Source organism: Methylobacterium komagatae, from assembly GCF_042661665.1.
Lineage (GTDB): Bacteria > Pseudomonadota > Alphaproteobacteria > Rhizobiales > Beijerinckiaceae > Methylobacterium > Methylobacterium komagatae.
This window is the reverse complement of record NZ_JBHSWN010000001.1, coordinates 383914-398320: the sequence shown is the minus strand read 5'-3', so window position 1 is coordinate 398320 and position 14407 is coordinate 383914. Positions and strand designations below refer to the sequence as shown.

The following is a 14407-nucleotide window of genomic DNA, read 5'->3' as shown; positions in this document are numbered from 1 at the left end:
TGATTTATCGGATCAAATAAGCCGGTCTGCAATCCGGCGATCCGATGCAGGGCGGCTTGAGTGATGTTCGACAAGATTCTGATCGCTAACCGCGGCGAGATCGCCTGCCGTGTGATCAAGACCGCGCGGCGCATGGGCATCAAGACCGTGGCTGTCTATTCGGACGCCGACCGGGATGCCGTGCATGTCGCGATGGCCGATGAGGCTGTCCATATCGGCCCGGCCGCCGCCTCGCAGTCCTATCTGGTGATCGAGAAGATCGTCGAGGCCTGCAAGCAGACCGGCGCCCAGGCCGTGCATCCGGGTTACGGCTTCCTGTCCGAGCGCGAGGCCTTCCCGAAGGCGCTCGAAGCCGCGGGCATCGTGTTCATCGGCCCGAATCCCGGCGCCATCGCCGCCATGGGCGACAAGATCGAATCGAAGAAGGCTGCCGCCGCAGCTACCGTCTCCACCGTGCCGGGCTTCCTCGGCATCATCGAAAGCCCCGAGCACGCCGTGAAGATCGCCGACGAGATCGGCTATCCGGTGATGATCAAGGCCTCCGCAGGCGGCGGCGGCAAGGGTATGCGCATCGCCCATTCGGCCGACGAGGTCGCGGAGGGCTTCGCCCGCGCCAAGTCCGAGGCTTCGTCCTCCTTCGGTGACGACCGCGTGTTCGTCGAGAAGTTCATCACGGATCCGCGCCACATCGAGATCCAAGTGATCGGCGACAAGCACGGCAACGTGATCTACCTCGGCGAGCGCGAGTGCTCGATCCAGCGCCGCAATCAGAAGGTGATCGAAGAGGCACCGTCGCCGCTCCTCGACGAGGAGACCCGCCGCAAGATGGGCGAGCAGGCCGTCGCCCTCGCCAAGGCGGTGAATTACGATTCGGCTGGCACGGTCGAGTTTGTCGCCGGGCAGGACAAGTCGTTCTACTTCCTCGAAATGAACACCCGCCTGCAGGTGGAGCATCCGGTCACCGAGATGATCACCGGCCTCGACCTCGTCGAGCTGATGATCCGCGTCGCGGCGGGCGAGACGCTGCCGCTCACGCAGGAGCAGGTGAAGCTCAACGGCTGGGCGGTGGAAAGCCGCGTCTATGCCGAGGACCCAACCCGCAACTTCCTGCCGTCCATCGGCCGCCTGACCACCTACCAACCGCCGGAAGAGGGCCGCGTGGGCGAGGCCATCGTCCGCAACGACACCGGCGTGGAGGAGGGCGGCGAGATCGCGATCCACTATGATCCGATGATCGCCAAGCTCGTCACCTGGGCGCCGACGCGCCTTGAGGCGATCAAGTCTCAAGGGGAGGCGTTGGACGCCTTCGCCATTGACGGCATCCGTCACAATATCCCGTTCCTCTCGGCGCTGATGGCCCATCCGCGCTGGCAGGAAGGGCGGCTTTCGACCGGCTTCATCGCCGAGGAATTCCCCATCGGCTTCACCGCGCCGGAGCCGGAGGGCATCGTCGCGACCCGGATGATGGCGGCTGCGGCGGCCATCGACCACAAGCTCAATCAGCGCAAGCGCGGCATCAGCGGGCAGATGCGCGCCCCCGGCCTGTTCGCCTTCGAGAAGGAGCGGGTGGTGTCGCTCGCGGGCGAGCGATTCGCCGTGACGGTCGAGAGCGAGGGCGACGGCGTTCGCGTGACCCGCGAGGACGGCACCGCGCTGAGCGTCACCAGCGCGTGGCTGCCGGGCCAGCCGGTCTGGATCGGCACGATCGACGGCGAGCGTGTCGCCATCCAGGTGCGCGGCCTGCTGAACGGTGTGTTCCTGCAGCATGCCGGCGCGGCGGCCGAGGCGCGGGTCTATACCCGTCGCGAGGCCGAACTCTCCATCTTGATGCCGGTGAAGGAGCAGGCGGGTTCGGGCAAGCAGGTGCTCTGCCCGATGCCCGGTCTCGTAAAGCAGATCCTCGTGGCCGAGGGCCAGGAGGTGAAGAATGGCGAGCCGATCGCGGTCGTCGAGGCGATGAAGATGGAGAACGTCCTGCGGGCCGAGCGCGACGCTACGGTCGGCAAGATCCACGCGAAGGAGGGCGACAGCCTCGCCGTCGACGCGGTGATCCTCGAATTCGCGTGAGCCCCGGGCAAACGTGACGGCCATCCACAACGAGCAGACGAAGCTCCTGGCGACGGCGTTGAACAACGTCGCCGTCGCCTATGTCGTCATCGGGTTCGTAACGCCCGTGACGGCCGTAAGCTTCGGTGTTGCGAGCGCCCCGCCGCTCCGGGCAGGCACCGTCTTCTTCGCTGGGATCTGGCTTTGTACGGCAGTCGGATTACATTGGGTGGCAAGACGCGTGCTTCGGAGTCTCAAGCGATGAGTTCCGGCGAGATCTTCGTGACCTTCGTCATCCCGGCTGTGACACTGGTGGTCGCCTACGCGGCGATGCGGGCCAACGAATGGTCCGTCCGTCGCGCCCGCGAACGGGGCGAGTGACGTCGCAAGACGCCACATCATTTGCCGCTCTACTTCGCCTACGGCGCCAATATGGACGCCGCCGCCATGGCCCAGCGATGCCCCGTTTCGCGCCTGATCGGCCGGGGGCATCTGCCGGAATACCGGTTCATCGTCATGCGCGAGGGCTATGCCTCGGTGGTGGGCTGTCCGGGGCGCCTCGTTCACGGCGTCCTGTGGGAACTCGCCCTGGACGATATACCGGCCCTCGACCGCTACGAGGGCGTGTCGGGTGGGCTCTACACGAAGGCGTATCTGCCCGTGCGCACGGGCGAGGGCGTGCGCCGGGCGCTGATCTATCTTGGGCGCTCCACAGCGCCGGGGCGTCCGAGGCCCGGCTATCTCGAAGCGGTCCTCGCGGCAGCGACGGCGGCGCAACTGCCCGCGCCCTACATCCGCGAGATCGGCGGCTGGCTGCGAGGGCCTCCGTCATGACGACCACCCAATGGGAGAGCGTGGCATGAGCGAGGTGCGCACCGTGTCCGCCATCATCCGTGGGCGCGTTCAGGGCGTGTCCTACCGGGCCTGGACCAAGGACAAGGCAGCGGGGCTCGGCCTCTCGGGCCATGTCCGCAACCTGTCCGATGAGAGCGTCGCGGCCCTGTTCAGCGGACCGGCCGAAACTGTGGAGCGAATGCTCACCCTCTGCCGGAAGGGGCCGCTCCTCGCGCGCGTCGATGACGTCGCCGTCACGGAGGGCGCAGAGGCCCCTGCCGGGCCGGGCTTCACAGTCGAGCGGGGCTGATCGTCGTCGCGGGGCGGTTCTGTCCGGGCGATCCGGCTGGTAAGGCCGGGGCCCGATCCGCGTCCCACTCCACCGGAGATCATGCCCAATCTGCCCGCCAACTCCGGCTTCTCGTCCCTCGATCTCGCCGCCCTGTTGTACTTCCTGGCGGCGTGGACGGCCTACGGCATCTCGGTGAGCCGCCTCAGCGGGACCCGCATCTCGCTCAGCCGCATCATGGACCGTCACCGGGGGAACTGGGCGCGGCAGGTGATCGTGCGCGACAACCGGGTGGTCGACACGCAGATCAACGCATCGCTTCAGAACGGCACGGCCTTCTTCGCCTCCACTTCGCTCATTGCACTGGGTTCGGTGCTGACCCTGTCGCGCTCGGGCGACGAGGTGATCAACATGTTCGCCATGCTGCCCTTCGGCACGGTCGCCAACCGGCTGACCTGGGAGGTGAAGGTCGCGGGGCTGGCCTTCGTCTTCACCTACGCCTTCTTCAAGTTCGCTTGGGCCTATCGGCTGTTCAATTACAGCGCGATCCTCCTGGGCGCAGTCCCGCCCCGGGGGACGGACCTGCCCGAATCCGAGATGCTGCGTACGGTCAGCCGGATCGCGGCGATGAATGTCAGCGCGGGCAGTCATTTCGCGCGGGGGCAGCGGGCGTTCTTCTTCGCGCTTGCCTATCTCGGCTGGTTCGTGGGGCCGCTCATCCTGTTCGGCTCCACCACCTTCGTCGTCTGCGTGATGTGGCATCGCCAATTCGGATCGCGCATCCGGCGGGAATTGCTGGCCTTGGGCGAATGTGCGCACGAAGGCCCGTTGGACGGGAGAAAACGATGAGTACCGATGCCGATGCCATCGAGGCGACGATGCTGCGCCTCGTCGCCGAGCGCGGCGCGGGGAAGACGATCTGCCCGTCGGAGGTGGCGCGGGCGCTCGGCGGGCCGCAACCGGATGGATGGGGTCCCTTGATGCAGCCGGTGCGTCGCGTCGCGGTGCGCCTCGCCCATGAGGGGCGGGTCGCGATCCTGCGGAAAGGCCGCCCGGTCGATCCGGACGATTTCCGGGGGATCTATCGGCTGGCGTTGCCCGAAGGTGGGGGCGAGGCCGGTCCCGGAAGCCAGTCGGGGATATAGCCTGCGAGCTTGTAGGCCAGGAGGCCGACCCATTCCTTCGCGGCGAGATCGAGCTGGAGCAATCCGTCCGAACTGAAGCTGTGGACATGGAGCAGGTCGCTCCAGCCCCTGGTCCGGTAATCGACCGGGAAGGCCTCGACCGTGAATCCCGCCTGCCGGAAACAGCCGATGGCCCGCGGCATGTGCCATGCCGAGGTCAGCAGCAACCATGTCTCGCCGGGCTTCGGGTGAACGAGGGCCGCCGTGAAGGTGGCATTCTCTCGGGTATTGCGCGAGTGGCTTTCGAGGATCAGGCGGCTGCGGGGCAGGCCGATCGCATCCGCGTGGCGGCTGACCATGTCGGCCTCGGACGTGCCGCCCCCGAGGATGCCGCTGCCGCCGGAGAAGACGAGCCGTGCCTTCGGGAAGCGGCGGGCCAAGTCCGCGAAGTAGATCGGCCGCTCGCCCGCATCGTTGACCACGACTTGGTCCCGCGCCGCCGAGAGCCCGGTCTCGATCCCGCCGCCGAGCATGATGATCCCGGTGGGCTCGAGGCCCTCGGTCGCGAAGGCGGGGAAGCGCTGTTCGAGGGGCAGGATCACGAGGTCCGAGAGCGGCGACATCCCGGCCAGGAGCAGGCCGAGCGAGCCTGAAAGAACGAGGGTCGAGCCCGTGCGCCGAAGCCGCGTGGCCGCAAGAAGGAGCGCCCCCGCCACGCTCATCATGATCAGCAGGTTCGAAGGGGTGATCAGAAAGAAGATCAGCTTCGAGAGGGGGAAGAACATCCCCGTCAGGCCGAGCCGGTCTCGGCCTCGAACCGGGCGCGGGCGCTCGAATCCGGCGGCAGCAAACCGTAGAGGCTCACGCCCTTCTCGGCCTCGCGCTGGAGCCACAGGTCGAGGCGCTGCTGCTCCACGGCCTCCAGGGCGACCTGCTCGGCCATGTCCGGCGGAATCACCACGACGCCGTCCGGTCCGCAGACCACGATGTCGCCGGGATGGACCGCCGCGCCGCCACAGGCCACCGGCTGCCAGCTGCCCGCGAGCGACAGACCACCGAGCGCGCCGCCCTGCGAGGCCCAGACCGGCAGGCCGATCTCCTCGGAGAGGGACGCGTCGGTGACGAGCCCCGCCGCGCCCCGGCTCGACAGGCGACCGGCAATGATCGCGCCGAAGGGCAGGGGACGTCCCGTGCCCGCCGCGTCGATGACGACGACCGCGCCCTCGGGCACCGATTCGATCGCCGTGGCGAGGTCGCCGATGCCCTCGCCCCGGGCGGGCACAAGGCGCAGGGTGTGGGCGGGGCCGACGATGGTCGTGCCGGAACGCTTGCCGAGGTTGGCGGGCGCGAAGTCACGAAGGCCCGCCCGTTCGAGCGCGCGCCCGATGCTGGCCGTGGTGACGGCGCTCAGGGCATCGCGCAGGGTGGGGTCGATCGCCATACGGACGCTCCGGCTTTTCGTAATCTGATCTTGGCAGGACAGTTGGCGGTGGGGATGGCGTGAGCCCGGCGGCAACGCAAGGCCTGCCGAGACCGATCCACCGACTCAGCCGACCGGCTCTCCCAGCGCGCGGGCGGCGCCGGGGCGCACGGCGATGCGCTCGTACCAGCGGCGCAGGTTCGGGCGCTCCTGGCGCTCGGCCGGAAGGTTCAGCCAGCGATGCACGGCGCAGCCCAGCGCGATGTCGGCGATGCCGAAGCTCTCGCCCACCGCATAGTCGCGCCCGGCAAGATGCGCGTCGAGGATCGCGGCGTAGACCTCCGAGGCGGCGAGCGAGGCGGCGATGAGATCCCGGTTCGGATCGGCGACCCGGAACAGCTGCCAGAAGGCATCGCGCATGGCGGGGGTGAAGCTCGTCGCCTGCCAATCGACCCATTGCTCGACATGGGCGCGCTGGCGCGGGTCGGAGGGCAGAGCCAAGGCCGGGCTCTGCGAGGCGACGTAACGCAGGATCGCGTTCGATTCCCACAGGACGAAGCCGTCCTCCTCCAGGGTCGGCACCAGCCCGTTCGGGTTCATGGCGCGGTAGGCAGGCTCGCGCACCACGCCATGGGCGCCGCCCGCGTCGAGCCGCTCATAGGCCCACTCCGCCTCGTCCAGCGCCCAGACGGCCTTCTGGACGTTCACCGAACTCAGTCGGCCCCAGAGCCTGCGCATCATCGGGTCTCCTCGGGTGGGTAGGGATGAGTTCGCCCGGCGGGGTCGGTCACCGCCATGCCGGCTCCGGTCTGGTGCAGATATTTCGGCCCCACCGGCACCTTGCCGTGCCCGCCGGGGATGTCGAGTACGTAGGTCGGCTGCGCGAGGCCGGACAGGCGTCCTCGCAGCTCACGCATCAGCGCCTGCCCGTCCGCGATGCCGGTGCGCAGATGGCCTGTGCCCGGCGCGAGATCGCCGTGATGCAGGTAGTAGGGCTTGATCCGGTTTTCCACGAAGGCGCGCATCAGCGCCTCCAGGGTGGCGGCATCGTCGTTGACCCCGCGTAACAGGACCGACTGGCTCACCATCGGGATACCGGCATCCACGAATCGCGCGCAGGCTTCGCGGGCCGCCGCGGTGAACTCGCGCGGATGATTGGCGTGGAGCGCCACGAACACCGCGCCGCCGAACCGGGACAACGCCTCGACGAGGCCATCCGTCACGAGGGCGGGCTGCACCACCGGCACGCGGGTGTGGAGGCGCAGCACCTTCACATGGGGAATGGCACGCAGACGTTCGGCGATCATCCCCAGTCGCCGGGGCGAGAGGGCCAGGGGATCGCCCCCCGTCACCACCACCTCCCAGATCGCCGGATCGGCCGCGATATAGGCGAAGGCCGCCTCGAACTGTGCCTCGGTGAGGGTGCCGAGTCCGTCGGGGCCTACGCTCTCCCGGCGGAAGCAGAAGCGGCAATAGACCGGGCAGATATGGAGCGGCTTCAGCAGCACCCGGTCCGGGTAGCGGTGAATGAGGCCGGGCATCTTCTCATGTGCGCCGTCCCCGATCGGGTCGGCTCGCTCCTCTGGGGTGACTTCCAGTTCCTCGGCCCGCGGCACGAACTGGCGGGCGATGGGGTCGGCAGGATCGGCCGGATCGATCAACTCCGCCATGTCGGGGGTGATCGACAGGGCGTAGCGGGCCAGCACCGGGCGGAGGCACGCCAGATCGTCTTCCGTGGCCAGCCCGGCGGCCAGCAATTGCTCCGGGTGGCGCAGGATCCCGCTCACGGAGCGGTCTCCGCGACGGGCGTCCACAGCACGTCCTCGATCCGTCCGGCGCCGCAGGCCAGCATCACCAGCCTGTCGAAGCCCAGCGCGATTCCCGAGGCTTCCGGCATCGCCGCCAGGGCGGTGAGAAAATCCTCATCGATCGGGTAACGCTCGCCGTAGACGCGGTCCTTCTCGTCCATCTCCGCCTCGAAGCGGCGCCGCTGCTCGGCAGGGTCGGTGGCTCGCCGAAGGCATTGGCGAGTTCGACACCGCAGGCATAGAGTTCGAAACGCTCGGCCACGCGGGGATCGTGCGGCGCAGGCCGGGCCAGCGCGGCCTCGCTGATCGGGTATTCGCACAGGATCGTCGGCCGCCCCATGCCGAGATGGGGCTCCACCCGCGCGACGAGCACCCGCGAGAACAGGTCCGCAAAAGTGTCGTCCTCCGCGACCCGCAGGCCTGCTCGCGCGACATCGGCGGCAAGGCGGTCGCGGTCCGTCGCGCCGTCCGCCGCGATACAGGCAAGGAGGTCGATCCCCGCATGGCGGTCGAAAGCCTGCGCCAGTGTCAGCCGTTCGGGCGCCGCGAAGGGATCGGCCTCGCGGCCGCGCCATGTGAAGGTCTTCGTTCCCGCCGTCTCGGCGGCAAGCGCCATGAGGTCGGCGGCATCGCGCATAAGGGTCTCGTAGCCCTCGCCCGCGCGATACCATTCGAGCATCGTGAATTCGGGGTGGTGCAGCGGCCCGCGCTCCCGGTTGCGGAACACCCGCGCGAGGCTGAACAGGCGGCTCTCCCCCGCCGCGAGCAGCTTCTTGCAGGCGAATTCCGGCGAGGTGTGCAGATGCAGGCCGGTCCGTGCGCCGCTGGCACCGATGGCCTGCGTTGAGAAGGCCGAAAGATGCGCCTCGTTGCCCGGCGATACCTGAAGGCAGGCGGCTTCGATCTCCACGAAATCGCGCATCTCGAACCACGCCCGGACTTGCGCGGTGATTCGGTTCCGCAGCAGCAGCCGGGGCCGCCTGTCGGCGTGGCGACCTCGCGTCCACCAGGGGGAGGGGGCGTCAGCCACGGTTCCGGTGCTCCGGGGGAAGTCGTATGGCGCGGCTGGCAACCGGGCCACGAATGAGATAGGTGCGGACATCCGCTCGCGGAACTGCGCCTTCCGCGCGCCGCCAGAACCTCGTCAATTTAGGACCATTTCCGTGAAGGTGATCGCCTCGACGCTCCGCAAGGGCAACGTCGTCGAAAAGGACGGCAAGCTGTATGTGATCCTGTTCGCGGAGAACATCCACCCTGGCAAGGGTACGCCGGTCACGCAGCTCGACATGCGCCGCATCACCGACGGCGTGAAGGTCTCCGAGCGCTACCGCACCACCGAGCAGGTGGAGCGGGCCTTCGTGGAGGATCGCGAGCACACTTTCCTCTACAGCGACGGCGAGGGGTTCCACTTCATGAACCCCGAGAACTACGAGCAGATCGCGGTGCCGGAAGACGTGGTGGGCGATGCCGCTCCCTACCTTCAGGAAGGCATGGCGGTGATGCTGTCGGTCCATAACGGCGTGCCGCTGACCATCGAGCTGCCCCAGCGCGTCGTGCTGGAGGTCGCCGAGACCGAGCCGGTGCTCAAGGGCCAGACCGCTTCGTCCTCCTACAAGCCGGCCACGCTCTCAAACGGCGTGCGCACCACCGTGCCGCCGCACATCGCCGCCGGCACCCGCATCGTCGTGATGACCGCCGACGGCGCCTACGTCGAGCGCGCGAAGGACTGATCCTTCGCCGGGCGGCCCGCCTCAGCGCGGGTCGCTGCCGCCTTCTGCGGCATCGTAGCAGCCCCGCGATAGGGCCTGCGCACGGGCGCGCTCCTCCACTGAGTAGGGGCGCCCGTCTTCCCGGAACAGATCCTCGCGCAAGAGCGCTTCGCCGGTGCAGCGCGCCGCGATCCGGCAGGGGGCCGCCTCGCCGCCGCCACGCGTGCACATGGCGAGATAATCCGCCCGGAACGCCTTGAGCCCCGCTCTCGGGTTCGGCCCCAGGGCCTGCGCCAGCAGGAAGGCGAGGCCGAACAGCACCGGCTGGTGGATGAGATAGACCGCGAGGCTATGCCGTCCCGCGAAGGTCGCGACCCTGCCGAGCTTGCCACTCGGCTCCCACCGGCCGAGAAGCGACCGGGCCAGGATCGGCAGGCCGAGCCTCCCCAGGACGATGCCCGTCAGCACGAGCCCGAACCACGGAAAGAGCGGCACGTAATCATTGGTGCGCGGGGTGATCCGGCCAAGGCCGAGGAACCACAGGGCCGGGGAATCGAGCCAATCGGCCTGCACCAGAAGGGGCGCCGCCAGCACGAGGGCAGCGGCCACGAGCGTGACCGGCCAGGGCAGGAACAGGAACGGCAGCCCCAGCACGCTCGCCACGGCGATGCAGTGAAGGATGCCGAAAAACACGAAGGAATCCGGGAACACCACATAGGTGGCGACTGTCACCGCGAGCGCGCCTGCGGCGATCCTCGCCAGTCGCATCAGGGTCGGGCGAAGGCGGACGCCCCGCCCGTTCATCAGAACCAGCCCCACGCCGACGAGGATCAGGAACGAACCCGCGATCCCCTCGGCCGCGTGCTTGCCGATGGGGGTGGCGGCATAGTTCTCCGGCGTCAGCCGCACATTTCCGAGATCCCACAGGCCGTGGAAACAAGCCATGGCAAGGAGAGCGATGGCGCGGGCCCCGTCGATAACGGGCAGTCGCCGCGCGTCCGGGGGCTGGGGATGGAGGGTGAAGCCATGCGCCGCTCAAACCATGAGCGGCCCGCCACCGCTATAGCTTTCACCCTCTCGTGACCGCTGGACGCTCATACCGGAAGTCGCATTCGCACCGATGACGTGTCTTCATCCGCCTTCGCATCGCAATCTATGATTGCATAAGTGTCGCAGGGGCTGGAGTCGGTCCTTACCGAACCCTTAAAACTGTTGCGGGCGCGCCGCCCCGGCCAAGATTGCAACGCGGACGGGCGCCGTTGCTGGCCAAATGGGCTTCCAGCGATTCAGGACTTCGTTAATCTTATCTCGTGAACGCGCACCGCGATTCAGTGTAGGTAGTTTCGGCCATGTCTGACGAACGCGGATCCGGGCCGGAGATCCCCCAGCTGCCCGAGGGGCAGGTGGCCGAACGCGCCGAGGAGCCGCTGCACCTCGTCGAGGTGGCTGGCCGCGTGAAATGGTTCGACGTGGCCAAGGGGTTCGGCTTCATCGTCCCCGATGACGGCTCCGCCGACGTGCTTCTGCACGTCACCTGTCTGCGCCGGGATGGGTTCCAGGCGGCGAGCGAGGGTGCGCGCATCGTCGTGGAGGCGGTGCAGAAGCCTCGCGGTTGGCAGGCATTCCGGGTGATTTCGCTCGACCAGACGGCGGCCCTGCATCCGTCCGAACTGCCGATGCCGCGCACACACGTGACCGTGACGCCGACGAGCGGGCTGGAGACGGCGGTGGTGAAGTGGTTCAACCGCCTGCGTGGCTTCGGCTTTCTCACCCGGGGTGATGGCACGCCGGACATCTTCGTTCACATGGAGACGCTGCGCCGCTACGGCATCGCCGAGTTGAAGCCGGGCGAGGCGGTGCTCGTGCGCTACGGCGACGGCTCGAAGGGTGTGATGGCGGCCGAGGTGCGGCTGGTCGAAGGTGGTCCGCCCTCGTCTCATTGAGACGAATCGTGACCGGCCGACGCGTCGCGCTCCCGGCTTCGACGGGCTATGACGGGGTGTCCTCGGGCCGCGACGGCCCGATCCGCGTGAGGCTCGACCCTTGACCAGCGTTTCACGATCCGCACGCACCGTGGCCTGTCTCCTCTCGGCGGTGGGTATCGGGCTCGCGCCCCTCTGCCTCGGCGCGGCGTCCGCACAGACCGTGGTGAAGGCGGCTCCGGTTCCGACTGAGCCGCTGACCATCGCCACCCAGGGCGGCCCGCGCCGCTTCTCGGTGGAAGTGATGCGCGACGATGCCGGGCGCAGCCGGGGCCTCATGTTCCGCCGCCACATGGCTCCCGACCACGGCATGCTGTTCGACTTCGAACGCAACGAGCCGGTCACCATGTGGATGAAGAACACCTATTTGCCCCTCGACATGGTGTTCATCCGGCCGGACGGGACGGTTTCGCGCGTCGCTGCGGATACGGAGCCGCTGTCGACGGCCATCATCCCCTCGAACGGCCCTGTGCTGGCTGTGCTCGAGCTCAATGCCGGAACGGCGGCACGCCTCGGCATAAAGCCGGGTGATCGGGTCGAGCATCCGATGTTCAGCAAGCGCTGAGAGGCGACACCGGCAGCCCCTAGGGACGGACGCGAACACTTCGGGAACGAGTGCTTGACGTCTCCGTTGTTCCGGTCCAGTGTTCGTGGAACGTTCCATTAACACCTGGGGCCTTCCCGATGAGCGAAGCGGCTTCCGTCGAACTCTTCCGTAACGCCGAATGGTCTGTCCAAGAGGACGGGCTAGAGCATCATGGGACGGGCTATTTCATCGCCCGCGGCTCTGTCGCCTCGCGCCGGGCCGAGCGCCTGTGGGATTGGCCGTTGCAGATGGCCGAAAAGTCGTGGTGCCGCCCGAGCCTGTTTCGGGAGGCGTTCCTCACCGCCCTCGACCGGTTCGGCATCGAGCGGGACGGCGACCTCACTCGCTCCTTCGCTCTTGGCTTCGGTCTGCGTGCTTCGGACGAGCGCGCGGCCGATGGCTTCGTTTCCCTCGCCGACGTCCTTCGCCCACGCGAGGCGCCTGTTGCTCTTCCGGTTCGGGTAGCATCCCGGCGCTACGCGGCGGTGTGAGACAGACCCGTCCTCGCCTGCGATGAAGCGACGAAGGCCCCGGTGATCGCTGGATCACCGGGGCCTTCTATTTGTTTGGCGAGCATTAAGCCGCGAGGGCGAGGCCGCTCTCGGCGTCGTCGGCCTGCGCTGCCATGAACTGGGCGCGGGCGAGGTCGGCGAAGCGGCCGTTCTGGGCCACCAGGGCGTCGAAGGTGCCGCTCTCCACGATCCGGCCTTCGTGGAACACGAGGATCCGGTCGGCATCGCGGATGGTGGCGAGGCGGTGGGCGATCACGAAGGTCGTCCGGCCTTCCATCACCGCTTCCAGGGCACCCTGAAGCTTGCGCTCGGTCGCGGCGTCGAGGGCCGAGGTCGCCTCGTCGAGGATGAGGATCGGCGGGTTCTTCAGCAGGGCGCGGGCGATCGAGAGGCGCTGACGCTCGCCGCCCGACAAGGACCGGCCGCGTTCGCCGATCACCGTGTCGAGACCGTCAGCTTGGCGGGCCATGAACTCGCCGGCCTGTGCGCGGTCCAGAGCCTCCAGCATCTCGGCATCGGTCGCGTCCGGACGGCCGACCTGAAGATTCTCGCGGATCGAGCGGGCGAACAGCATCGGTTCTTGGAAGACCACGCCGATGTTGTGGCGCAGCGACGAGAGGGCGACGTCCCGCACGTCCAGGCCATCGATGCGGATCGCGCCGGAGGCCGGGTCGAAGCTGCGGTGAAGCAGGCCGAGGGTGGTCGACTTGCCCGAGCCCGTGGTGCCGACCAGGGCGATGGTCTCGCCCGGCTTGGCCGAGAGGGACACACCGTCCAGCGCCTGACGGCGGCCGTCGTAGGAGAAAGTCACGTCGTCGAAGGTGACCTCACCCTCAAAACGGGCGACCTGCTTGGCATGCGGCCGGTCGGCCACGGCGGGGACCGTGTCGTAGATCGCGAAGAACTCGGCGATCTTCGGCGCCTGCTGGAACAGGCCGTTCACGAAACCAACGACGTGGTCGAGGCGCGAGACGAAGGCGGTGGCGAGGCTCATGAAGGCCACGACCTCACCCACGGTGGTGGTGCCCGCCTGATAGAGCGAGATGCCGGTCACGAAGATTGCGGTCATGGTGATCGTGGCCGAGGCGCGGGTCGCGACATTCGCGAGTGCCCACCAAGACAGGACCGGGATCTGCGCAGCAAGCAGCTTGGCGATGATGTCGCGCATCGCGTCCTTCTCCGCCTTGGCGCGGGTGAAGGACTGGATGACGGCGACGTTGCCGAGCGCATCGGAGGCGTGAGCGGCGAGACCCGAATTGAAGTGCTCGACCTGACCCTGAAGGGTCTCGGTCCGGCGCATCACGAAGGTGGTGAGCGCCGTGAAGGCGAGCACCAACACCACGAGGATCGAGCCAAGCTGCCAGTTGATGAACAGAGTCATCGGCAGGAGCACGCCGAGGGAGACGAGGGCCACCAAGTGGTCGCGGAAGAAGCCGAGCCACAGCCACGCCATGCCGTTCGTGCCCTCCAGCATCGCCTTCAGGACGCGGCCGGAATGGTTGGCCGAATGGAAGGCCAGGGGCAGATCGAGCACGTGCTCGAAATAGGCCGCCATGCTGGACAGGCGGTTGCGGTGAGACAGGCGGTCGGCATGTAGGGCAATGAAGACGCCCGCGCCGATGGTAAAGAAACCGAAACCAACCCAGGCCAGAATCAGCGGGAGCATCTGAGACATGGCGTTGCCGCCACGCTTCAGATGCGTGAGCCCGTCAATGATCCGGCCCATCAACAGCGGTTCAGCGAAGGCCGCCACAGCCAACAGCACGTTGGCAACAGCAAGCGAAGTCGCCAGACCCCGCTCTGCCTTCAGAAAACCGAGAACCCGTCCGTAAAGACGAACCATCTTACCGCTCCGCCGACGGACCCGGCCCTGATCGGGCGGGAACCGTCCCCCAATGCCATCAGCGGGGTGCGCCCGCTTGCGGGGGCAATGCCCCATGTGACGAGGGGCTTATGCCCGGTCTCGGCTGAACGGGCGATGACGCAATGTGACAGGATCCCTGCGACTTTTACGGTTCGTTCAGTCTGCCGGCCTAACGCTGGCCACCGGGTGTGCCACATTTCCTATCACGGAGGGGGCCGAACGCCGCGTCTAGT

At 67.8% G+C, this 14407-nt stretch carries 15 protein-coding genes and 1 pseudogene; 9 read left to right on the top strand and 7 right to left on the bottom strand.

Features of this window, described 5'->3' with window-relative positions; translation table 11 throughout:
- Nucleotides 1-63: 63 nt before the first annotated feature.
- The 5 genes from ACFQE0_RS01965 to ACFQE0_RS01945 all read left to right on the top strand — a co-directional run bounded on the left by ACFQE0_RS01965 (nt 64) and on the right by ACFQE0_RS01945 (nt 4314).
- Nucleotides 64-2067: an acetyl-CoA carboxylase biotin carboxylase subunit gene (locus tag ACFQE0_RS01965; protein WP_378966579.1), complete on the top strand. Its 2004-nt coding sequence runs from the start codon at nt 64-66 to the stop codon at nt 2065-2067.
- A 381-nt stretch (nt 2068-2448) separates the two neighbouring features.
- Nucleotides 2449-2880 carry a gamma-glutamylcyclotransferase family protein gene (locus ACFQE0_RS01960; protein ID WP_378966577.1) on the top strand — a complete coding sequence of 144 codons (432 nt, stop codon included), beginning with the start codon at nt 2449-2451 and terminating at the stop codon, nt 2878-2880.
- A gap of 25 nt (nt 2881-2905) precedes the next feature.
- Nucleotides 2906-3190 carry an acylphosphatase gene (locus ACFQE0_RS01955; RefSeq protein ID WP_378966575.1) on the top strand — a complete coding sequence of 95 codons (285 nt, stop codon included), beginning with the start codon at nt 2906-2908 and terminating at the stop codon, nt 3188-3190.
- 81 nt (nt 3191-3271) lie between these two features.
- A complete protein-coding gene (locus ACFQE0_RS01950; RefSeq protein WP_378966573.1) occupies nt 3272-4018 on the top strand; it encodes a DUF599 domain-containing protein in 747 nt (248 codons plus the stop codon).
- Nucleotides 4015-4314 carry a DUF3253 domain-containing protein gene (locus tag ACFQE0_RS01945; protein WP_378966571.1) on the top strand — a complete coding sequence of 100 codons (300 nt, stop codon included), beginning with the start codon at nt 4015-4017 and terminating at the stop codon, nt 4312-4314. The genes ACFQE0_RS01950 and ACFQE0_RS01945 overlap by 4 nt, the downstream gene beginning before the upstream one ends.
- Here ACFQE0_RS01945 and ACFQE0_RS01940 read toward each other — a convergent pair.
- The 5 genes and pseudogenes from ACFQE0_RS01940 to epmA form a co-directional block, all read right to left on the bottom strand.
- The gene (locus ACFQE0_RS01940; RefSeq protein ID WP_378966569.1) at nt 4251-5078 is read right to left on the bottom strand and encodes a YdcF family protein; all 828 of its coding nucleotides are present in this window, start codon (nt 5076-5078) and stop codon (nt 4251-4253) included. The genes ACFQE0_RS01945 and ACFQE0_RS01940 overlap by 64 nt on opposite strands.
- 5 nt (nt 5079-5083) lie before the next feature.
- Complete coding sequence (locus ACFQE0_RS01935) at nt 5084-5734, bottom strand: RraA family protein (protein ID WP_378966567.1); 651 nt, start codon at nt 5732-5734, stop codon at nt 5084-5086.
- Nucleotides 5735-5839: 105 nt separating this feature from the next.
- Nucleotides 5840-6451, bottom strand: coding sequence for a glutathione S-transferase family protein (locus ACFQE0_RS01930; protein WP_378975207.1), 612 nt, complete (start codon nt 6449-6451; stop codon nt 5840-5842).
- Nucleotides 6451-7500, bottom strand: coding sequence for a lysine-2,3-aminomutase-like protein (locus ACFQE0_RS01925; protein ID WP_378966565.1), 1050 nt, complete (start codon nt 7498-7500; stop codon nt 6451-6453). Before ACFQE0_RS01925 ends, ACFQE0_RS01930 begins: the two co-directional genes overlap by 1 nt.
- A pseudogene (gene epmA / locus ACFQE0_RS01920) lies at nt 7497-8551 on the bottom strand (EF-P lysine aminoacylase EpmA). The gene ACFQE0_RS01925 and the pseudogene epmA overlap by 4 nt, the downstream one beginning before the upstream one ends.
- 133 nt (nt 8552-8684) lie before the next feature.
- Here epmA and efp point away from each other — a divergent pair.
- Nucleotides 8685-9251: an elongation factor P gene (gene efp / locus ACFQE0_RS01915; RefSeq protein WP_378966563.1), complete on the top strand. Its 567-nt coding sequence runs from the start codon at nt 8685-8687 to the stop codon at nt 9249-9251.
- Between the two features lie 21 nt (nt 9252-9272).
- Here efp and ACFQE0_RS01910 read toward each other — a convergent pair whose 3' ends face one another.
- Nucleotides 9273-10217 carry a heparan-alpha-glucosaminide N-acetyltransferase gene (locus ACFQE0_RS01910; RefSeq protein WP_378975205.1) on the bottom strand — a complete coding sequence of 315 codons (945 nt, stop codon included), beginning with the start codon at nt 10215-10217 and terminating at the stop codon, nt 9273-9275.
- Nucleotides 10218-10579: 362 nt separating this feature from the next.
- Here ACFQE0_RS01910 and ACFQE0_RS01905 point away from each other — a divergent pair, with 362 nt between their 5' ends.
- The 3 genes from ACFQE0_RS01905 to ACFQE0_RS01895 all read left to right on the top strand — a co-directional run bounded on the left by ACFQE0_RS01905 (nt 10580) and on the right by ACFQE0_RS01895 (nt 12289).
- Nucleotides 10580-11173 (top strand): cold-shock protein, encoded by a 594-nt coding sequence (locus ACFQE0_RS01905; protein ID WP_378966560.1) that lies wholly within the window; start codon nt 10580-10582, stop codon nt 11171-11173.
- 100 nt (nt 11174-11273) lie between these two features.
- Complete coding sequence (locus ACFQE0_RS01900) at nt 11274-11777, top strand: DUF192 domain-containing protein (protein WP_378966558.1); 504 nt, start codon at nt 11274-11276, stop codon at nt 11775-11777.
- Nucleotides 11778-11896: 119 nt separating this feature from the next.
- Entirely contained in the window at nt 11897-12289 is a 393-nt protein-coding gene (locus ACFQE0_RS01895) for a hypothetical protein (RefSeq protein WP_378966556.1), read from the top strand.
- An 85-nt stretch (nt 12290-12374) separates the two neighbouring features.
- Here the strand turns inward: ACFQE0_RS01895 and ACFQE0_RS01890 are convergent, their stop codons facing one another.
- Nucleotides 12375-14153 carry a glucan ABC transporter ATP-binding protein/ permease gene (locus ACFQE0_RS01890; RefSeq protein WP_378966554.1) on the bottom strand — a complete coding sequence of 593 codons (1779 nt, stop codon included), beginning with the start codon at nt 14151-14153 and terminating at the stop codon, nt 12375-12377.
- Nucleotides 14154-14407 lie beyond the last annotated feature (254 nt).